Here is a 19276-nt window from a genome sequence, read left to right as displayed (position 1 = left end):
TCCCAATCCGGGCTGATTCTATTGGTAGAGGTTGGGCTTAATGGTCTCGGAGTCGATGTTCTTGGCGTCGTACCAGTAGAAGCCGGTGTCGATCTTGCCCGGCAACTTCTCACCCTTGATCGCGGCAACGGCGGCCTTGATCGTCTCATAGCCGATGCCAACAGGGTTCTGGGTGACGGCGCCTGCCATGAGTCCGGACTTGATGGCGTCAATTTGCGCCTTGCCCGAGTCGAATCCGACGATCGTCAGTTTGCCCTTGAGGCCAAGCTCCTCCACGGCCTTGACGACGCCGATTGCCGAACCTTCGTTGGTTCCGTACATGCCTTTGAGGTTGGGGTTGGCGGTGATGATCGCCTTGGCAGCGTCTGCCGAGAGCAGCTGGTCACCACCGGCGTACTGGATGGCGACGATCTTGACCCCGGGGTTGTTCTTTTCGATGTATTCCTTGAAGCCGTCCCGACGGTCCGTGCCGGACTTGGACGTCTGGTCGTGGCCGATGATGGCGATTTCCCCTGATCCGCCAATCAGTTCAGCAAGGTGCTTGGCAGCCTCAGCTGCTGCAGCCTTGTTGTCGGTGGAAGCCGTGGTGGCCGGGATGGTGGAGTCAACGCCGGAGTCGAACGCAATGACCGGGATGTTCTTGCTCTTGGCCTGCTCCAGGAGGGGCGTGGCGGCCTGTGAGTCCAGCGCTGCGAAGCCGATGGCTGCAGGCGATTTGCCCAGGGCCGTGGTGAGCATCTGGATCTGCTGGTCGACGTCCTTCTCGGTGTTCGGGCCCTCAAAGCTGATCTCGACGTTGAATTCCTTGGCAGCCTTGTCCGCTCCTTGCTTGACGGCCTGCCAGAACTGGTGCTGGAAACCTTTGGACACGACGGCGATGTACGGCTTGGCGCCGTTGGCTGCTGCTCCGCTGGCGGAGGCGGATCCGGCCGGTGCCTCGCAGCCGGCGATGGCGACGGCACCGAGGGCGAGGCCAGTGAGGGTAAGGAAGGAACGGCGGTTGTGGATGGACTTGCTCACGATTGAAGACTCCCTTTTTCTGAGGATGCGTTCTGGAGAAGATGCGTTCTGGAGAGGATGCGATTGGGTGGAGCGGAAGCGGGTGGTTGGAGCGGAAGCGGGTGGTTGGAGCCGAAGCGCAGGGGCTATTTGGTGGTCTCCTTCCTGCGCAGCATGTCCAGATAGACCGCCACGAGGATCACGACGCCGATGGCCACGTTCTGCCATTCCTGCGGCACGGAGATAATGCGCAGGCCGTTGGTCAGGACGGACATGATGAGGGCGCCGATCACCGTTCCGACGATGGAGCCTTTGCCTCCGGCCAGGGATGTTCCACCGATCACGACGGCGGCAATAGCCTGCAGTTCGTAGCCCATGCCCTGCCCCGGCTGGGCGGAGTTCAGGCGGGCTGCGATGATGACGCCGGCCAGGCCTGTGAAGGCTCCGGCGGCCGTATAGATCCACAATTTCCAGTTCCGCACGTTGATGCCGGAAAGTGCTGTTGCTTCCTCGTTGGAACCGATGGAGAAGGTATAGCGGCCCAAGAGCGTCTTGCTCATGACGAGTCCGGCCAGTACGGCCACCGCGAAGAAGATGAATACTGCGTTGGGAACTACCAGGCCGGGGATGGGCTTGCCGAGGGCAAGGTTGGCGAAGCCTTCAGTGCTGGTGAAATAGATGGGTTTGGTTCCGGAAACCACCAGGGCCATGCCCTGTGCTACGAGCATCGTGGCCAAGGTGGCAATGAACGGTGGGATCTTCAGGAACGAAATGAGGAACCCATTGACGGCACCGATCACGGCTCCCATCAGGATGCCGCCAATGACGCCGGCCCACAGCGGCAGGCCGAGATAGGTCAGGACCACGCCCGTCATGACTGAGCACAGGCTCATCCCGGTGCCTACGGAGAGATCAATGCCTCCGGTAATGATCACGAACGTCGCGCCCAGGGCCAGCAACCCGATCACGACGGTGGAGAGAAGGATGTCCGAAAGATTGCTTGGCACCAGGAACCTTGAGTTCATCGCACCGAAAAAGATGACCAGGACAATGAGTGAACCGAAGGCCAGGAGCTGTTGAAGGGATGAACGGAACCGGGTTGCCAGGTCACGTACGGGCTTCTGTTCGGCGGGTCCGGGCTTTGTACCCTGGTTGCGGGACGCGGGGGTCTCTACAAGGCTCATGCTGTCATTGCTCCTGGTGTGGCGATGGCGCGGCGGGTGGCCAGCTCCATGATTTGTTCCTGGGTGGCTTCAGCGTTGCTGAGGAAGCCTGTGATCCGGCCTTCGGCCATAACGGCGATCCGGTGGGACATGCGCAGGATCTCGGGAAGCTCCGAGGAGATCATGATGATCGATTTCCCACCGGCGGCCAGTTCGTTAAGGAGCCTGTAAATTTCCTCCTTGGCACCAACGTCGATTCCACGCGTGGGTTCATCAAAAATGAGAATGTCGCAGTCCTTGACCAGCCACTTGGCGATCACGATCTTCTGCTGGTTGCCGCCGGAGAGATTGCGCGCCAGTTGGTTGATGGATGGCGTTTTGATCCTTAGCTTCCTGCTGTATTCCTCAGCGGTCCTGCGCAACGCCGAATCCTTGATGAAACCGCCCGGTGCGTTCGCCGCGAGCGAGGAGAGCATGATGTTCTCCTTCACGTCGCGCTCAAGCATGAGGCCAAGATGCTTGCGGTCCTCGGACAGGTAGCCGATGCCCAGCTTCGCGGCAGCGGCAGGGTTCGGGATGGCCGCATCAACGCCGCGTACCTGTAACCGGGTGAACGTGGCACGATCGGCGCCCACCAGGGCCCGTGCCACCTCCGTCCGACCTGCGCCCATGAGCCCGGCGAAGCCAAGGATTTCGCCGCGTCGCAGTTCGAATCCGACATCCCGCAGCAAGGCTCGCGTCGATAACCCCTCAACCGAAAGCACGACGTCGTTACGCACCTCGGCGGGGACCGCCGTAGGGCGCTGTTCTCCTGAAATCCGACGCCCCACCATCAGGGAGATGACTTCCTTCATGGTGGTTTCCGCTGTATTGACGGTGTCCACGTACTCGCCATCGCGGATGACGGTGATGCGCTGTGAGATCTGCTTGAGTTCGTCCATCCTGTGGGAGATGTAGATGACGCCTGTGGTGGGAGAGATGAATCCACGGATGATCTGGTGCAGGGCGGCCACCTCGGCGTCATTCAGTGCTGCCGTTGGTTCGTCCATGATGATCACTTTGGAATCGTGGCTCAGTGCTTTCGCGATCTCCACCATCTGCTGCTTGGCGACCGTCAGCTGCCCCACTTTCTGACGGGGATTCAGCTGCAGCCCGATCCTGTCCAGCAGTTCCCGGGCCTGATGGTTGAGGGCCCGTTCGTTCAGCACTCCGAAGCGCCGGGGTTCGCGGCCGATGAAGATGTTCTGGGCTACGGTGAGGTCCGGCATCAGGTTGAATTCCTGGTGGATGATGCTGATACCCAGTTCCTGCGCGTGCTTGGGACTGTTGGGCACAAAGGCCGTTCCGTTCAGCTCGAAGGCGCCGCTGTCCGGTGTGTAGATGCCGGATAGAAGCTTCATCAGCGTGGACTTTCCGGCGCCGTTCTCACCCACGAGCGCAAGGACTTCACCATGGCGAAGCTCCAGCCCCATGTTGTTCAGGGCCCGGACTCCGGGGAAACTCTTGCTGACTCCGTGGAGGGAGAGCAGCGGTGGTGCTTGCTGGGTCATGCGATCACTTCCTTGTGAGCGTGCACGTGCTGTCGCGGTACGTTATCGGGCCCAGACGGGGCCGTCGGGGAAGGCGTATTCCGTCAGTGTTTCACGCACCATTTCGTTGCCCGCACCAGGAGCCGACGGCGGCCAGTAGACGCCGCTTCGGACGTCCACAGGTGTGATGAAGTGCTGGTGCAGATGGTCCACGAACTCGATCATCCTGCCTTCCTTGGTACCTGAGACGGCAACGAAGTCGAACATGGACAGGTGCTGAACGGCCTCGCACAGCCCCACGCCGCCGGCATGCGGACACACGCGGATCCCGAACTTGGCCGCGAGCAGCAGGATGGCGATGTTTTCGTTGACCCCGGCTACACGGGCCGCATCTATCTGCAGGACCTGGAGGGAACCAGCCTGGAGCATCTGCTTGAACACCACCCGGTTCTGGACGTGCTCGCCTGTTGCCACAGGGATGGGGGCAACCCCGCGGGCAATGGCCGCATGCCCCAGGACGTCATCGGGGCTGGTAGGTTCCTCGATCCAGGCGATGTCATAGGGAGCCAGGTGGGCCATCCAATCGATGGCTTCCTGGACATCCCAGCGCTGGTTGGCGTCCACCGCGATCCTGGTGTCCGGACCCACCGCCGCCCGGGCAATCCCGACGCGCCGGATATCGTCCTCCAAGGAGGCACCCACCTTGAGCTTGATCTGCGCAAACCCATCGGCCACGGCTTCCTTGGCCAGGCGCGTCAGTTTCTCGTCGCTGTAACCCAGCCATCCCGGCGTCGTGGTGTAGGCGGGGTAGCCTTCAGCGCGGAGGGCTGCTTTGCGCAGCTCCTTTCCCGGCTCCGCCATCCGGAGGATCGCCAGCGCTTCATCCGGCGTGAGGGCGTCGGTGAGGTATCTGAAGTCCACCAATGCCACGAGCTCCTCGGGACTCATGTCTGCCAGCAGTTCCCAGAGCGGCAAGCCTGCCCGCTTGGCCTTCAGATCCCAGAGAGCGTTGACCACCGCGCCTATGGCCATATGTATGACGCCCTTCTCCGGGCCAAGCCAGCGGAGCTGGGAATCGTGGGCCATCAGCTTCCAGGTGGCACCCATGTCGCCCAGGAGGTCCTCCACGTTACGGCCCAGAATGTGCTCCCGGAGGGCGTCGAGGGCTGCCGTCTCAACCTCGTTTCCGCGCCCGATCGTGAACACGAAGCCGTGGCCTTCATGGCCGTCACCGGCATCAGTGCGAATGATCAGGTACGCGGCTGAATAGTCGGGGTCCGGGTTCATGGCATCGGAGCCATCGAGGTCCTGTGAGGTGGGAAAGCGGATATCGAAAGTGTCCACTGCGGTGACGACGCTCATTGCGCTCCTTGCTTGGCAGCTGGCGGTTGATCTAGGTAGAGCTAAACATCCGATGTCTACCTTGTCAATGGGTCACATTTCCGTATTATGTAGTGAAACAGCACACTAGAGCTCGGATGTTAGTCCCAAACGCACGGAGGAAGCCATGACCTTGAAATTCGCCAGGCTGGGTACGGCCGGAAACGAACAACCGGCCGTCATCGCCCAAGACGCCGACGGCACAGAGAAGTACTTCGATCTCTCGACGCTGACCAACGACATCGACGGCGTTTTCCTCGCCTCCGACGGTTTCACCCGGACCCGCGCAGCCCTCCAATCCGGGGAACTTGCGGAAATTTCCGTCGAGGGCATGCGCATTGGCGCTCCCATTGCCCGGCCCGGCTCGGTGATTGCCATTGGCCTGAACTACACCGCGCACGCCGCCGAATCAGGGGCCACGCCGCCCGAGGTCCCAGTGGTTTTCCTGAAGCCGTCCAACACCATCAGCGGACCTTTCGACGCAGCGCCCATCCCGCCGTCGTCGGAAAAGTACGACTGGGAAGTGGAATTGGCAATCGTGATCGGCAAGGAAGCGTCCTACCTTTCCTCCCTGGACGAGGCCGAAGCATGCATCGTCGGCTACGCAGTGGCCAACGACTTGTCCGAGCGCGACTACCAGATTCCCGGAGCCGCCGGACAGTGGACCAAGGGCAAGTCACTCCCCGCCTCCACTCCCCTGGGCCCATGGCTTGTACCCGCCGCTGACGTTGATGCCAACAACCTCCGGCTGAGGACCCTGGTCAACGGCGAAGCCCGCCAGGACTCGAACACCTCGGACATGATTTTCGATCCCGCCACGATTGTCCACCACCTCAGCCAGTACATGGTTCTGGAGCCAGGCGATGTCATCATCACAGGCACACCCGAAGGCGTGGCCCTCTCCGGTCGGTTCCCGTACATCCAGCCCGGCGACGTCGTGGAACTGGAGATCGACGGCTTGGGCCGGCAGCGCCAGGAATACTACCGCGCGCAGGCCGGCACTGTTTCCGCCGTCCCTGCCCACATCAGCGCCTGATGGCAACCCCTATGGGCCAGGAATTCGAAGGTCTGGCAGCACTCGTAACCGGCGGGGCCTCCGGGATTGGTGCTGCCATCGCCCACCGGCTCTCCGCCGGTGGCGCGCAGGTCGCCGTCCTGGACCTGGCACCTGAAACCAGCCCGCACTTCGGCGTGGAATGCAACGTGGCCGATGACGCCTCGGTGCGTTCCGCCGTCGAGACCGTTGCCAGGCAGTTCGGCCGCCTGGACATCGTGGTCAACAACGCCGGTATAGGCGCCCAAGGTGACATCGCGGCAAACGACGACGACGAGTGGCTCCGGGTCCTGAACATCAACGTCGTGGGAATTGCGCGCGTCAGCAGAGCGGCGCTGCCTTACCTGCGCGAGTCGCCGTCCGCGGCCATCGTGAACACGTGCTCGATTGCCGCGACCGCCGGGCTGCCCCAGCGGGCGCTGTACTCGGCGTCGAAGGGTGCGGTGCTGTCCTTGACGCTGGCCATGGCTGCCGACCACGTCCGCGAGGGCATCCGCGTGAACTGCGTCAACCCAGGCACCGTGGACACTCCTTGGGTGGGGCGCCTCCTGGATTCCGCCGCTGACCCTGCAGCTGAGCGCGCCGCCCTCAATGCCCGTCAACCTCATGGCCGGATGGTGGACCCTGCCGAGGTTGCAGGCGCGGTCGCCTACCTCGCAAGCCCGCTGTCCGGTTCGACGTCGGGAACCTCCCTGGCCGTCGACGGCGGCATGCAGGGTTTGCGGCTAAGGCCGGTTCAGTAGGGGGTGCGTTGGTTGGGGATGGCTCCTGAGTTGGCTCACGGGCTCAGGTCTCGCGGACCGGCAGGCCGCTGAGCTGCGGTGTTGTGTCAAAAGAGAGATGGACAGTGGGACTTCGAACCTTCCGAGGCAGGCGCCGGAACCCCTGGCCTCGAAGCTGGCTGTGCCGACTGCTAGCCGTCCAGCCGATCCGGCGTGGTTATCCTGTCGTGCCCCTCGTCCATACTTGACGTTGGATGCCGAGTGACAATGGGGCGCTGGTTATCGTACCGATGAGAGCAAAGCTTACTACCACTTGCGCGGCTTCCTGTGTCGCCTACGGGGTACCCATCGGTTGTCGCTTGTTGTGGCATTTCGGTTTGTGCCAGGCACGGGTGAGCGTAGCGAGCGACGCCCTGTCTGCTCGGTCTGCTGGCAGATGCCCGGCGACTGACGGGCTGGAACAGCTGGGCAGCGACCGAAGGGTCTGCGGCCGATTCCATCCCACTGCACTGCAACCACCAGTTCCGTTGCCCTTGCGAAACTCGTCCAAACCCTCCCCGGTCCGCCTGCGCTCCCACGCGGTTCCCACTAAGAACCCAAGTGGGACGGTTCTTCACTGCACCTTGTCAAAGTGCTTGAGTAAGGCCGCGTCCCAGATGAGATGACGAGGCACGGATAGTCTGTGGTCGAGGTCCAAGGGAGGAAGAAGGGCCGCTGCGTGAACTCTTTTGTGGCCAGCGGTCAATACATAGTGTGAGCACAGACAGCGAAATCATCAGGCGGTCCCGGGACAGCCCCGCAGTTTTCGGGGAGCTGTACGATCGGCATGCCTCAGCCATTTACAGGTATGCGGCCAGAAGGGCAGGGGAATTCGCCGCGGACGACGTTACCTCGGAAACCTTCCTGGTCGCTTGGGAGCATCTGGAAAGATACGACACGAGCCGGGACGATGCCCGGCCATGGTTGTTCGGCATCGCTACCAACTTGCTTCGACAGCATCACCGGGCCGAAGCCAGCGTCCTCAGAACAGCCGCGAAAACGGCTTCAAGTGAGGCCATAGCCGATGACTCCGACCGGATCGCTGCTGAGGTCGACGCCAAGGTAGCCACCGGGAGAATTGCTCAAGCCCTCCGGGATATGGCTGCGATCGACCGGGAAACGTTGTTGCTCTACGCATGGGCTGATCTGACTTACGAAGGCATTGCCCAGGCCATGGGCGTTCCGGTCGGGACGGTTCGCTCCCGCTTGAACCGTGCGCGGCAAACACTTCAAGCCCAGCTCAACCTTGAAAGACCTACCGAAACGGAGAACCACCATGGACGACCTTCAGCTGCTCCGCGAGATGCGTAGCGATGTCGGCTCAGCACCTGCTACGTTGGCCCGGGGCAGGGAAAAAGTCATGGCCAAAGTGCAAGCGTCCGTCACCTCAGCGTCTCAGCGGAAACCCACCGTTTCGCCTATTCGGTTCCGGCGACGTGCCCTTTTCGCTTCTGCCGCTGCCGCGCTGTTGGTCGGCGGTATCGTCATTGCCGATGTCGTCAGACCTGGAGGTCCGGGAACCACGGCAGAGGCGGCCGAGGTGCTGAACAACGCCGCTGCTGCAACCATTCAAACGTCCGACCCTGTGGTGGGACCCGGCCAGTATCTGAAGATCGCAACGAGGTCGGTCTTTGGAACGGGGGGGCAGGCTGCCAATGTAAGCGACGTGAGATGGGAAGAGACCACAAACAGTCAGATGTATGTGCCAGCCGACAGGGCAGATGTATGGGTCTGGAACCGGGAACCTCGCCTGATTTTGGACTCGCCGAGCGAGGAAGCCAAGGCTCTGCCAGACGAGGTCCGTGAGGCTCAGGAAGCCGAGTGGGATGGGCAGCCTGAGTTCGTCGGGATTCTGCGTTCCCCGGGAGGTGTCTTCTATGGGAGTGAGCCGACCGTCATCGTTGGTACGCCGTTAAGGGAGGCCGCGAGTCTGCCTAGGGATCCACGGGCTCTCCTGGATTTGATCTACGAACGCATCAAGGGCGCCGGGAAGTCTCCCGACGGTGAGGCTTTCACGGCAATCGCGGACGGCCTGCGGACAGGAGTCGTTCCGGCTGACCTGCGCGCTGCGCTGTACAAGGCAGCTGCTCTAATTCCCGGCGTTACGGTGACTGACAGGCACGCAATGATCGACGACCGCACAGGCATCGCCATCGGTATCGCATCATCTGACGGAGTGACGGGAGCGAACATCGTTATCGATCCTGCCTCGGGTCTGGTCATCGGGGTACAGTCCGTGTTGCTCAAGGACTATCCCGGATATCCCGCGGGGACCGTCACGACTTGGACCTCGCTGAGGACCTCAGTGGTGGACTTCGCTCCCTAAGCTGTCGCCCCAGAGAGATTTGCCCCACATCACGGCGGGGCGGTCGCCGTTGGGGGATGACCGCCCCAAGTGGACGGACTGAGCCCGAACGGTCCGTCCACCGGCCCTGCATGCCTACCTCGCGATGATGGTTCTCCTCACCGCTGGGATGAACCCCAGGGACGCTAAACCCCTTTAATCTGGCATAGATTTTGAGATTCGGAAATCTTTGACCGAAGGAGTGCTGGAGAGTATCCGGAAAGTGATTCTCGTTTGTCACGCCCTATGAACTTGTTGTGCGATTCGACAGCAACAGGACGCCGAACGTCGCGAGGCACGTTCAGCAGAACATCATTTCGTTAGAGGAAGAATCGTCGGCTTCACTTAGCCAGCCAATTCCCGCCCACGCGAAGCAGTATTGAGCAGTTTCCCATTGCTGCGGCGTCCTAGGCGAGTTCACCGGCAGAAACAGCGAGCCCGTTACTCCCGCTTTCCGCCCTTGTATTTTCCTTACGACGGCGGCTCCAGATCGCAAAAGGCGTGGCGAAGCCAGATTGTCTGAGGAACAGGTTAGAGTCTGCTCCAGTCGGCGTGGTCGACAACCAAATCTCAATTATGGGGGCAATATGCGGAAGTTAATCAAGGGCGGGATCTCTGGGATCTCGGCCCTGATTGCGGCACTTTTTGTCGTTGTGATCGGCGTGCAGCCGGCTCACGCAGGGTGGTACAACTATTTGGCTGGTCACCCGATGTACAAAGGCACTTCGCCTTGGTGTACCGGCAGTTATGTCATTAACGGCACGAGCGGGACTTTTATCCTGACGGCTGGCCATTGCTTTTCTGTGGGCGAACGGGTGTCCGGCACGGGCGCCCAGTTCGGCACGCTGGAGTACCGAAAGTACAACGGCACTGACGGTGACTCCGGGCTCGTTCGACCCGACGCCGGCGTCGACGTATACCAGACCATTGTTGATCCGAAGACAGGGAATGCTCCTGGCAGCGGACATGTAACGGGAAAGATGCCCAGTGCTGATCAGACTCTCGGCACTGCGGTCGGCAAGATGGGCAATACAACAGGCTGGACTGAAGGAACGATCCAATACCGCTTTTTGGATTGGAACGGAGTTTACGTCTACTGCGCCAACTATGCCCGAGCCGGAGGTGATTCCGGCGGTCCCGTTTGGCGACAGGACAGCCAAGGTCTGCGAGCTGTTGGCATGCACGTCGGGGCCCTTAACTACAACGGTTCCGTTCTCGGTTGCTACATCCCCATAGACACTCTTTTGAGTCAGTGGGGAGCGAGCATGAACTTCTGGCCAGCGTACGCAGCTCGTGGGACAGTTTCAGAGGAAGAATTGATGCCTCCAAGCCCGAGCAACGAGCTCCCGCCCGTACTCACAGCCGCCGATGGTGTGCAGCTGATCCTGGACTAGTGGGAGTCTCCGGAAGCGGTAGCTGGGCAAACGTGTTTGCTCGCTAATACAAACTAAATATGGGATGTCCTCCTGGTTGCTCAGAAAACCAATGCAGCAGCTAGGAGGATATCCATTTAATGTGCTGTCAATTCGTCACGGCAACCTGCCCAGCTTGGCGGCTGATGCCAGCTGCCCGGCCAATATCCGTCCAGGAAGCGCCTGCCGCTTTCGCAGCCGCAACGGTCTTATCCAGACGATGCCCGGCCTGCCGGTGCTCCCTCGCCGCCGCCTCCACCCCAGGAATCGCTTCGGGCCTGAGTTGGCTCACGGGCAGTGGTCTCGCGGAGCGGCAGGCCGCTGACCTGTGGTGATGTTTGCGGATGTACAGTTTTTCACGCACTGATGGAACTTGATCTAGTGTCACGGTGTGGCATTGATCAGGAGGGTGCGGACGGCATCTGGCGCTCAGCGACCATCACCATCAACGGCACACGCAGACCTTCGCACCCGACATCGCCAACGAGCAACAAGCCATTCTCGATGCCATCCGGAGTCCAAAACTCACGCACTGAGCAAATGAGCCACGTCAGGCCGGATGGTGGACCCTGCCGAGGTTGCCGGTGCCGTCGCCTACCTCGCGAGCCCGCTGTCCGGTTCGACGTCGGGAACCTCGCTGGCCGTCGACGGCGGCATGCAGGGGCCGCGGTTGCGGCCGGTTCAGTAGGGGTGCGCTGGTTGGGGCTGGGTTGGCGTGGCGTTTCAGTAAAGCCCGTTGAAGATGTTCCAGCCCCAACCGACAGTCTCCATGCCCTTCCAACCACCGCGACCATCGCCGTAGTACATCACCAGATCGCCAGCGGCATTCACGCCATGGACATCATTGAAGCCATCCCGGTTGAAGTCGCCAGCACTGCCAGCCATGGTCAGGACGTTCCAGCCATGGCCGATCTGGCGCACCGTGGTCCATCCGCCGTGGCCGTCACCGCCATACAGATACAGGCGTCCGGCTTTGTCTTTCGCCAGGACGTCCACGTTGCCGTCTCCATCCCAGTCACCAGGCCCGATGAGCAGGTCCATGACGTCCCAGCCTTGGCCGACTTTCACGCGCGGATTCCAGGTGCCGAAGGGCTTGGACGGGTAGATGTAAAGGTCGCCGTTCGTCTCTGCGCTGAGGAGATCGTTCATTCCGTCCCCGTCGAAGTCCCCTGGTCCAATCGCAAGAACCGTCGGCTGCCACTCCCAGGTGGCTTGCGGGTACAGCGTATGGAACCCTCCGTCGCCCGTTCCCGGGAACCGGTAGAGCGTCCCCGAGGTGTTCTCGACCATGAGGTCAGCGATACCGTCGTGGGTCACGTCGCCCGGGGCGATGATCGTGGTGAAGAAGCCCCACCCCGGACCTACATAGCGGGATTCCTTCCACCCTTTGACGTTGTCCTTACCGAGGTAGAGCATGAGTGCGCCGCCATGGGTACGGCCAACCAGCTCAAAAACCCCACGGCCGGTGAAGCCAGCCGCGCGCACCGGTCCCTGCGCTACGGCCGGTGTTGCTTCCGTGACCAGTTCCTGGCCGGGGCACTTGCCGGGCGAAGCCTTGACTATGGCCGAGATTCGCCCGCCGATGTCGTCCTTCTCCAGGACGTAGAGATTCCGGTTGTAGAGCGGGTTCCCGTCTACGGGTTGGCCGTCCCGGAGCCATTGGACGGAGTAGCCAGGATCCCCGTCCCCTCCGCAGCCCGAAAAGTAGTCCTGGGCACCCTGAACGAACAGCGCCGAGCCGACAATAGGTGCACCGGAGATCTTCACGCCAGACGAATCCGCAGCGTGGGCAGGGGAAACGAAGCCCGAAACAACGAGCGCCGGACCGAACAACAGCGCCGCAATGCTTTTGATGATCGAGTTCTTTGGTGACACGTTCGCCCTCCCCCTCAGTGGGCTTTGAATCAGTAGAGCCCGTTGAAAATGTTCCAGCCCCAGCCGATGGTCTCGACGCCCTTCCAACCGCCGCGGCCATCGCCGTAGTACATCACGAGGTCATCGGCGTCGACAGCTTCCGCGGCCGGAGCAAACGTTGTGCCAATCAGCAAACCCACGGATCCCCCTCTTTGCGGCGTGGCCCAGCCAGGTGTTGCGCTTATCTTAGGTGCGGGAAACGACGCCGGGACGAAACGCGGTGGCGACAGGCCGCCGTCGGGTGTTGGCTGCGTAACGCAACGGGCCTGCAACGTCCCAGGGCGGATGCTTCCCCTATGCTCAACTCCAAGGAATCAACGGCGATCCACCAAGCACACCCAGGAGAAACCCCATGACCAACTGGCGTATCAGGGACTTCCATTCGTCCGATCTTGACGGCATCCTGCACCTCTGGGAGTCACTCAAGGCTGATGGTGTTGAGCCCGTTTACGCACTCTCTGAGGTCCTTGCCTCGTGTGAGAAGGACCATGCAGTGGTGGCTGTCCAGGGCGATCAGGTGGTTGGCGCCGCGGTTGGACGTGCGGCGCATGACCAAGGCTGGGTCGTTTTCCTCGCCACGCTGACGGAGTTCCGTGGCAGGGGCATCGGCACTTCGCTGCTGTCCGCCGTCGAGAACCGCATGGCTCCGCACGGCCTCAACAAACTGTCCGCGCTCATGCCGGAAACCGAAACCCGCGTGGAAGCGTTCCTGGGGCGCGGCTTCGTGGTGAAGAAGAACCTGCGGTACTTCGAGCGGACCATTCCCGTGCAGCGCCAGGAGCTGGAACCGCTGAGCCTGCTGGGTGGCCGGATCCTGGCCCGCGACCTGTGGGAAAACGTGGCGGGCATGAAGCGCGAGAAGGAACTGTTGGAACGCCGTTTGGTCCTTCCGCTGGCCGAGGCGGACCTCGCCGACGAATACGGTGTAGTGCCGCCGCGCGCCGTCGTGCTTTTTGGTCCTCCGGGCACCGGCAAGACGACCTTTGCCAAGGCGATCGCTTCACGTTTGGAGTGGCCGTTCGTGGAGGTGTTCCCGTCGCGCCTGGCTTCTGATCCCAAGGGTCTCGCAGGCGCGCTGCGCGAGACGTTCCTGGAAATCGCCGAGCTGGAACACGCAGTGGTGTTCATTGACGAAGTGGAGGAGATCGCCTCGCAGCGCGCGGGCGATCCCCCGTCGCCGCTGCAGGGCGTCACCAACGAGCTCCTCAAGATCATCCCGGCTTTCCGCGAACAGCCAGGCCGCCTCCTGGTCTGCGCCACCAACTTCATTCGCGCCCTGGACACCGCGTTCCTGCGCCACGGCCGGTTCGACTACGTCATCCCCATCGGCCTGCCGGACGTCCACGCCCGCGAGGCAATGTGGCAGCGGTTCATCCCCGCCACCGTTGTGGACGACGTCGATATTGCCCAGTTGGTGGAACGCACCCAGGGTTTCTCGCCGGCAGACATCGAGTTTGCCGCGCGCAGCGCGTCCCAGCGCGCCCTGGAAAAGGCCGTGTACGACGACGGTGCTGCTTCAGGTGCGTCGTCCGCAGTCTCGTCGAACGGACGGAAGGGGCCGGTCACACAGGACTACCTCGACGCAATCGCCGATACCCGCACGACGGTGAGCGACGAGGTGTACCAGGAGTTCCTCGAAGACATCGATGTGCTGGGGCGCGTGTAAAGTTTGGCAACGGTAATCTTTGACCCATGTCCACAAACCCACTTCGCCATGCCCTGGCCCGCATGGGCGGCCGAGATCCCCACGAGAAGCACCGCACGGCCACTCCGCTGGAGCTGTTTTTCGACCTGACGTTTGTCATTGCCTTCGGAGTTGCCGGCAGCCAGTTCGCCCATGCTGTGGCGGAGGCGCATTTCTGGCCAGGGCTCCTGGCGTTCGCGTTCGCCATGTTTGCCGTGATCTGGGCCTGGATAAACTTCACGTGGTTCGCGAGCGCCTATGACACCGACGACTGGGTGTTCCGCGTGGTCACCATGGTCCAAATGGTGGGTGTGCTGATCCTGGCCATGGGCATAGAGCCGGTGTTCCACTCCATCATCGAAGGCAAGCACGTGGACAACGTGACCATGGTGTTGGGCTACATCATCATGCGCGTGGCTTTGATCTTCCAGTGGCTGCGCGCTGCCCGCCAGGATCCTGCCCGCCGTGAAACGTGTTTGCGGTATGCAAAGTACGTCGCACTGGTACAAGTGGGGTGGGTCGCAGTCCTCTTGATCGATGCGAGCATCGCAACTACCTTCCTCATGGCAGCCCCGTTGTTCATCCTGGAGATGGCGGCCCCATACTTCGCAGAACGGAAGATCCGCACGCCTTGGCATGCCCACCACATCGCCGAACGGTACGGTCTACTGGCCATTATTGCCCTGGGCGAGTGCCTGATCGGCGCCATTGAAACGCTTCGCGCAATCGTTGCCCTCCACGGCTGGACCTTGGATGCTGCGCTGGTTGGTTTGAGCGGGACGGGCCTGGCGTTCGCCCTGTGGTGGATTTACTTCATCCTGCCCTCAGGTCCTGCCCTCCACGTACAGCGGCACCGCTCGTGGATCTTCGGCTACGGGCACCTCCCCCTTTTCGCAGCTATCGCAGCAACCGGCGCCGGACTTCACGTTGCCGCCTACTTCATCGATCATGAGGCACACATCCCGGCGGCTGGCGCGGTCGCCTCGATCGCCATCCCTGTCATCCTGTTCAAGGTCTCGCTGACTACGCTCTACAGCATTATGCTCGGCCCGGACCGGGAGCTTCTCTGGAGCTCAGCGCTGGTGGTGATCGCTTTGGCGGGAAGTATCGCCATGGCCACCGCGGGCGCGTCAGTACCCCTCTGCATGTTGGAAATGATGGTGGTGCTTGGGCTGTCGATCATTTTCGATGAACGCCGTGGACACAAGGGACGGGCAGCAGCCCTGCGTCGGCTGGAGGCGGCGGCGGGCTGAGGGTGCACGGATGGAGTCGGTACGTTCGTGCCGGTTTTTCACAGGAATGCCTTGATTTGCCGCTGTTCCGGGTGCAAACTTGGGGAATCGGCACGTTCGTACCGATTCACGAAGTGGGAGGACCTCATGCCAGCCAACAGCCTCATGGCAACTCTCGGTTCTGAAGTCCGCGGCCGCCGCGCCTCATTGAGCCTGAGCCAGCAGGACGTCGCCGATCTTGCGGGCGTCTCCGAACGGTTCGTCAGGTTCGTGGAAACAGGCAAGAGCACAGTCCAGCTTGAGCCCCTTGTGGCAGTGCTGGACACCCTCGGCCTGGAACTTTCCCTCCGCCAAGCCGGTAGGCCTGGCGCTTCCTGGGCAGCTTCCGAGCCAGCACAATGACTTTCCACCGCATCGCCGACGTCTACAAACAAGGCATCCTCGCGGCGCGCCTCGAACGGCATGAGGGCGGAACTAAGTTCAGCTACCTTCCGAAGTACCTCGACGCCGGCCTACCCGCCGTGGCAACGACGCTCCCCGTGAGTGCCGAGCCTGTTTTCACGCCGAGCGGCGCAGTACCGCCCTACTTCACCGGCCTGCTGCCTGAGGGCCGGCGGCTCAACTCCCTGCGGCGCAGTGTCAAGGCGAGCGCCGACGACGAACTCGCCCTCCTCATGGCAGCGGGCGGCGACGCAGTGGGCGACGTCCAGACGGTCCCCCACGGCGAGGCAGTGACGGAAGGGGGCGCCGCCGTCGTGCTTGATTCAAAACTGCCGCTGGACTTTGATGCGTTGCTGGGCGATTCCGGATTGATCGATCCCGTCGCGCTGGCGGGTGTGCAGGACAAGTTGTCTGCCGGGATGATTTCACTGCCCGTGGCGCAGGCGGGCAAGCGGTACATCCTTAAGCTCAACGCCCCGGAGTTTCCCTCTGTGGTGGAAAACGAGTTCCTGATGTTCCGTTATGCGCGCAGGCTGCGGATTCCTGTGAGCAACGTGCAGTTGGTGCACGACGTCGGTGGCAGGGCGGGCCTCTTGGTGGAGCGTTTTGATCGGGTTACCGCAGCCGATGGCTCGCCTCTGCGTCTGGCGGTGGAGGATGGCGCGCAGATCCTGGGGCTGTACCCCGCGGACAAGTACAGTGTTCCGTTCAGCGAGGTCTGCGCGGCGCTGGCCGGGCATTGCCCTGCCCGCCTTCCAGCACTGCGGAATCTGGTCATCCAACTCGCCTTTGCCTGGCTGACGGGGAACGGGGATCTGCATGCCAAGAACGTTTCCATGGTGGAGGCGCCCGGGGTTCTTGGCGCGCGCGAATTCACCATCGCCCCGGTCTACGACATTCCCTCCACAGTGGTATACGGCGACAAGACGCTCGCGTTGGCCGTCGGCGGGAAGAAGACCGGTATCTCCCGCAGGCACTTCCTCGCCTGGGCCGCGAAGCTTGGGCTGACTGAACGGGCCGCCCAACATTGCGTGGACATCGCCCTCAAAGCAACTGGCTCGTTGGTCAGCGACCTCGACGGCGGCGCGTCTCCCTTCGCGGCGCGGCAAACCAAGGAATGGACCAAGGAGCTCAAGCATCGCCGGCGCCTGATGGAGGGCTGACCCCGGGTTACCCAGGAACGATCTCGTCGAGCTCCGGAAGCAGATACGGGTTGACCCGCTGCAGGATCAGCGCCACTTCTTCACGCGGCACGGCCCGGTAGAGCACCGGTCGGGCGTCGGCGTAGCGGGTCATGGGCGGCTTGTCGGGCCATTTCTCCGCCAGTGCCTGGACGCGTTCCGGCAGGGAATTATGGGCATTGTCGGCGATTTTGACCAAGGTGGTGTCGTGGTCCTCGGCCACAAACCGGATTCCTGCTTCGTAATCGTCGGGGTCATCGTGGAATCGGCGGGTGACACGTTCGATGATGGCGAGGGCGCGATCGGACACTCCCATGTCCAACAGGGCTTGCCGCGTGATGGGAGTATCCTCGGCGATGTCGTGAAGGTAGCCCGCAATCCGAATGTCGTCGTCAAAGTCGGCGAGCGCATCCCCCACCGCCAGGACATGCTCCCGATAAGGGCGCTTGAGCTTGTCCTTTTGGCGGTTGTGGGCCACCTCGGCGAGTACCTTCGCCGTCTCAACGGTGAAGCGTGGTTCGGTCATGCGGGCCTCCGGATTGATGTAGGCACCGAACAGGAATCGGACCTTTCATCAGGCTATCCGTAAAGTCCCGCGCAGCGCCTACCCAGGCACTGGCACTACTCCTGAACAGGTCCCTACTCCTGAACGGCGCGAGCGGCGATGCCTACTGCGAGCGCCCTCGGCACGCGCTGCGCCAGACCGGCTGCGATCCGGTTGGCCCAGCCGGATACGACGCTTGCCGGCGTTCCGGGGCGGTCCAGCGCTTTGAGGGCTGTTTGCACAACCTGCGCTGAGGTTTGCATGCGTCCAACTGCAGCCGATTCACTGCCGAGGACATCGAAGAACTCGGTGCGGGTGGCGCCCGGGCAGAGGGCCAGTACACGAAGTCCTGAGCTCTTGACCTCGTGGGCGACGGCCTCGGTGAAGCTGAGGACGAATGCCTTCGTGGCCCCATAGACGGCCATGCCGGGGATGGGCTGGAAAGCGGCTGTGCTGGAGACATTCACCAGGGCGCCCTTGCCCGAAGAGAGCATGGCTGGCAGGAAGGCCCTGGTGATATCCACCAATGCAGCCACATTGAGTGCGATCTCGGAAGCGATGACTTCCGGATCTTCCTCTACCAAGGGAGAGCGTGTTCCGAACCCGGCATTGTTGATGAGGGTGTCCACGGTGATTCCGCGCTTGGCCATTTCGTCCACGAGTTCGGCGCCAACACCGGCCCGGCCCAGGTCCATGGGAAGCACTGTGACGGCTACGCCATGCTCGGAGCGCAATTTCCCGGCCAGTTCTTCGAGACGGTCTGCCCGGCGGGCTACGAGGACCAGGTTGGAACCTCGAGCGGCAAAGCGGCTCGCGAATTCAGCGCCAAGCCCGGAGCTGGCGCCTGTGATCAATGCGGTAGTACCCGAATAGGTCATGGTCATGGCAAGTCCAATCTGTAAGCGCCGGCTCCGGATGAAGCCCGCTGACTCGATGTAGTCAATGCCAACATCGTAGGCACTGTCTACATTGTTGTCAATGACTACTTCTCCGCTAGACTATCTGTATGACGGACCAGCCCTACCACCACGGCAAGCTGCGCGAGGCCTTACTGGAGCGCGCCATGGAAGCCATTGAGCAAGCCGGCGTCGACGGACTCTCCCTCAGGCAATTGGCCAGGGACCTCAATGTCAGCCATGGGGCCCCGGCCAAACATTTCCGCGACAAGCAATCCCTCATCGACGCCTTGGCGTTGGCTGGGTTCGAATCAATGAACCATCGGATCCTCGCTGCCTCCCAGGCCGGAGATGACCTTCGTCAGCGCTTCGCAAGCGTGGCCACTGCCTACGTTGACTTCGCAGTCACCCACCCGGCGCTCTTGACCGTCATGTACTCCACCAAGCATCACCCCGGGTCCAGCACTGAGTTGCGGAACATCGGCGAGCAAGGAATCCACGTAGCCCGCGCCCTCATTGCGGAGGCACAGGATAGTGGGGCCCTGGCCCCGGGCGACACCGAAACCCTGGCAATGGTGTGCTTCGTGAGCTTGCACGGCGCCGCACTCCTGGCAGCAGGCAAGCAACTGGACGGCAACAGTGTTGAGGACGTTGTTGCTGCCACTACTGACACCCTGTGGGCCGGCATGGCGGCGGGAGTTCCAGCCGCGCAGCTCTCACACACAGCGGGCGCCTGACCAGC

19 protein-coding genes and 1 pseudogene are annotated in these 19276 nt (G+C 62.1%); 11 read left to right on the top strand and 9 right to left on the bottom strand.

Going from position 1 to position 19276, the window contains the following annotated elements:
* Positions 1 to 18: 18 nt before the first annotated feature.
* The 4 genes from AC6I97_RS04435 to AC6I97_RS04420 form a co-directional block, all read right to left on the bottom strand.
* Positions 19 to 1020, bottom strand: a complete 1002-nt coding sequence (locus AC6I97_RS04435; protein WP_497944184.1) for an ABC transporter substrate-binding protein — start codon at positions 1018 to 1020, stop codon at positions 19 to 21.
* 125 nt (positions 1021 to 1145) lie between these two features.
* Positions 1146 to 2183 (bottom strand): ABC transporter permease, encoded by a 1038-nt coding sequence (locus tag AC6I97_RS04430; protein WP_224165624.1) that lies wholly within the window; start codon positions 2181 to 2183, stop codon positions 1146 to 1148.
* Entirely contained in the window at positions 2180 to 3712 is a 1533-nt protein-coding gene (locus AC6I97_RS04425; protein WP_224165625.1) for a sugar ABC transporter ATP-binding protein, read from the bottom strand. The genes AC6I97_RS04430 and AC6I97_RS04425 overlap by 4 nt, the downstream gene beginning before the upstream one ends.
* 42 nt (positions 3713 to 3754) lie before the next feature.
* Positions 3755 to 5053, bottom strand: coding sequence for an L-fuconate dehydratase (locus AC6I97_RS04420; RefSeq protein ID WP_497944183.1), 1299 nt, complete (start codon positions 5051 to 5053; stop codon positions 3755 to 3757).
* A 145-nt stretch (positions 5054 to 5198) separates the two neighbouring features.
* Here AC6I97_RS04420 and AC6I97_RS04415 point away from each other — a divergent pair, with 145 nt between their 5' ends.
* The 5 genes from AC6I97_RS04415 (at position 5199) to AC6I97_RS04395 (ending at position 10624) form a co-directional block, all read left to right on the top strand.
* Positions 5199 to 6107, top strand: coding sequence for a fumarylacetoacetate hydrolase family protein (locus tag AC6I97_RS04415; RefSeq protein WP_224165627.1), 909 nt, complete (start codon positions 5199 to 5201; stop codon positions 6105 to 6107).
* An 11-nt stretch (positions 6108 to 6118) separates the two neighbouring features.
* A complete protein-coding gene (locus tag AC6I97_RS04410) occupies positions 6119 to 6868 on the top strand; it encodes an SDR family NAD(P)-dependent oxidoreductase (protein WP_497944182.1) in 750 nt (249 codons plus the stop codon).
* Between the two features lie 732 nt (positions 6869 to 7600).
* Complete coding sequence (locus AC6I97_RS04405; RefSeq protein ID WP_224093477.1) at positions 7601 to 8197, top strand: RNA polymerase sigma factor; 597 nt, start codon at positions 7601 to 7603, stop codon at positions 8195 to 8197.
* A complete protein-coding gene (locus AC6I97_RS04400) occupies positions 8163 to 9212 on the top strand; it encodes a CU044_5270 family protein (protein ID WP_497944181.1) in 1050 nt (349 codons plus the stop codon). Before AC6I97_RS04405 ends, AC6I97_RS04400 begins: the two co-directional genes overlap by 35 nt.
* A 605-nt stretch (positions 9213 to 9817) precedes the next feature.
* Entirely contained in the window at positions 9818 to 10624 is an 807-nt protein-coding gene (locus AC6I97_RS04395) for a trypsin-like serine protease (protein ID WP_224093473.1), read from the top strand.
* Between the two features lie 127 nt (positions 10625 to 10751).
* Here the strand turns inward: AC6I97_RS04395 and AC6I97_RS04390 are convergent, their stop codons facing one another.
* Positions 10752 to 10934 carry a hypothetical protein gene (locus AC6I97_RS04390; RefSeq protein ID WP_224093471.1) on the bottom strand — a complete coding sequence of 61 codons (183 nt, stop codon included), beginning with the start codon at positions 10932 to 10934 and terminating at the stop codon, positions 10752 to 10754.
* Positions 10935 to 11195: 261 nt separating this feature from the next.
* Here AC6I97_RS04390 and AC6I97_RS04385 point away from each other — a divergent pair.
* Positions 11196 to 11330, top strand: a pseudogene (locus tag AC6I97_RS04385) (SDR family oxidoreductase); the annotation flags it as partial.
* A 35-nt stretch (positions 11331 to 11365) separates the two neighbouring features.
* On the opposite strand, the gene AC6I97_RS04380 reads toward AC6I97_RS04385, so the two are convergent.
* Positions 11366 to 12517, bottom strand: a complete 1152-nt coding sequence (locus AC6I97_RS04380; protein WP_224093470.1) for an FG-GAP repeat domain-containing protein — start codon at positions 12515 to 12517, stop codon at positions 11366 to 11368.
* Between the two features lie 29 nt (positions 12518 to 12546).
* Entirely contained in the window at positions 12547 to 12696 is a 150-nt protein-coding gene (locus tag AC6I97_RS04375; RefSeq protein WP_497944180.1) for a hypothetical protein, read from the bottom strand.
* A 212-nt stretch (positions 12697 to 12908) separates the two neighbouring features.
* Between AC6I97_RS04375 and AC6I97_RS04370 the strand changes: the two genes are divergently transcribed.
* From AC6I97_RS04370 to AC6I97_RS04355, 4 genes are all read left to right on the top strand, one after another.
* Positions 12909 to 14222, top strand: coding sequence for an ATP-binding protein (locus tag AC6I97_RS04370; RefSeq protein ID WP_224093469.1), 1314 nt, complete (start codon positions 12909 to 12911; stop codon positions 14220 to 14222).
* Between the two features lie 26 nt (positions 14223 to 14248).
* A complete protein-coding gene (locus AC6I97_RS04365; protein WP_497944179.1) occupies positions 14249 to 15493 on the top strand; it encodes a low temperature requirement protein A in 1245 nt (414 codons plus the stop codon).
* A gap of 126 nt (positions 15494 to 15619) precedes the next feature.
* Positions 15620 to 15874: a helix-turn-helix transcriptional regulator gene (locus AC6I97_RS04360; protein WP_497944178.1), complete on the top strand. Its 255-nt coding sequence runs from the start codon at positions 15620 to 15622 to the stop codon at positions 15872 to 15874.
* The gene (locus tag AC6I97_RS04355; protein WP_497944177.1) at positions 15871 to 17076 is read left to right on the top strand and encodes a type II toxin-antitoxin system HipA family toxin; all 1206 of its coding nucleotides are present in this window, start codon (positions 15871 to 15873) and stop codon (positions 17074 to 17076) included. The genes AC6I97_RS04360 and AC6I97_RS04355 overlap by 4 nt, the downstream gene beginning before the upstream one ends.
* A 7-nt stretch (positions 17077 to 17083) precedes the next feature.
* On the opposite strand, the gene AC6I97_RS04350 is transcribed toward AC6I97_RS04355, so the two are convergent.
* The gene (locus tag AC6I97_RS04350; RefSeq protein ID WP_497944176.1) at positions 17084 to 17620 is read right to left on the bottom strand and encodes an HD domain-containing protein; all 537 of its coding nucleotides are present in this window, start codon (positions 17618 to 17620) and stop codon (positions 17084 to 17086) included.
* A 113-nt stretch (positions 17621 to 17733) separates the two neighbouring features.
* Positions 17734 to 18522, bottom strand: a complete 789-nt coding sequence (locus AC6I97_RS04345) for an SDR family NAD(P)-dependent oxidoreductase (RefSeq protein WP_497944175.1) — start codon at positions 18520 to 18522, stop codon at positions 17734 to 17736.
* Between the two features lie 122 nt (positions 18523 to 18644).
* Here AC6I97_RS04345 and AC6I97_RS04340 point away from each other — a divergent pair, with 122 nt between their 5' ends.
* Positions 18645 to 19271, top strand: a complete 627-nt coding sequence (locus AC6I97_RS04340; RefSeq protein WP_497944174.1) for a TetR/AcrR family transcriptional regulator — start codon at positions 18645 to 18647, stop codon at positions 19269 to 19271.
* Positions 19272 to 19276 lie beyond the last annotated feature (5 nt).

It is taken from the genome of Arthrobacter sp. TmtSoilC48 (assembly GCF_059739425.1).
Note: the sequence above shows the minus strand (reverse complement) of the source record. Positions and strands in the feature narration are given on the sequence as shown.

Bases quoted from the DNA above. Each gene is read 5' to 3' on its own strand.
- AC6I97_RS04400 (WP_497944181.1), top strand. From the start codon at position 8,163: ATGGACGACCTTCAGCTGCTCCGCGAGATGCGTAGCGATGTCGGCTCA.
- AC6I97_RS04345 (WP_497944175.1), bottom strand. From the start codon at position 18,522: ATGACCATGACCTATTCGGGTACTACCGCATTGATCACAGGCGCCAGC.
- AC6I97_RS04395 (WP_224093473.1), top strand. From the start codon at position 9,818: ATGCGGAAGTTAATCAAGGGCGGGATCTCTGGGATCTCGGCCCTGATT.
- AC6I97_RS04340 (WP_497944174.1), top strand. From the start codon at position 18,645: ATGACGGACCAGCCCTACCACCACGGCAAGCTGCGCGAGGCCTTACTG.
- AC6I97_RS04350 (WP_497944176.1), bottom strand. From the start codon at position 17,620: ATGACCGAACCACGCTTCACCGTTGAGACGGCGAAGGTACTCGCCGAG.
- AC6I97_RS04370 (WP_224093469.1), top strand. From the start codon at position 12,909: ATGACCAACTGGCGTATCAGGGACTTCCATTCGTCCGATCTTGACGGC.
- AC6I97_RS04415 (WP_224165627.1), top strand. From the start codon at position 5,199: ATGACCTTGAAATTCGCCAGGCTGGGTACGGCCGGAAACGAACAACCG.
- AC6I97_RS04360 (WP_497944178.1), top strand. From the start codon at position 15,620: ATGCCAGCCAACAGCCTCATGGCAACTCTCGGTTCTGAAGTCCGCGGC.
- AC6I97_RS04430 (WP_224165624.1), bottom strand. From the start codon at position 2,183: ATGAGCCTTGTAGAGACCCCCGCGTCCCGCAACCAGGGTACAAAGCCC.
- AC6I97_RS04355 (WP_497944177.1), top strand. From the start codon at position 15,871: ATGACTTTCCACCGCATCGCCGACGTCTACAAACAAGGCATCCTCGCG.
- AC6I97_RS04420 (WP_497944183.1), bottom strand. From the start codon at position 5,053: ATGAGCGTCGTCACCGCAGTGGACACTTTCGATATCCGCTTTCCCACC.
- AC6I97_RS04425 (WP_224165625.1), bottom strand. From the start codon at position 3,712: ATGACCCAGCAAGCACCACCGCTGCTCTCCCTCCACGGAGTCAGCAAG.
- AC6I97_RS04365 (WP_497944179.1), top strand. From the start codon at position 14,249: ATGTCCACAAACCCACTTCGCCATGCCCTGGCCCGCATGGGCGGCCGA.
- AC6I97_RS04410 (WP_497944182.1), top strand. From the start codon at position 6,119: ATGGGCCAGGAATTCGAAGGTCTGGCAGCACTCGTAACCGGCGGGGCC.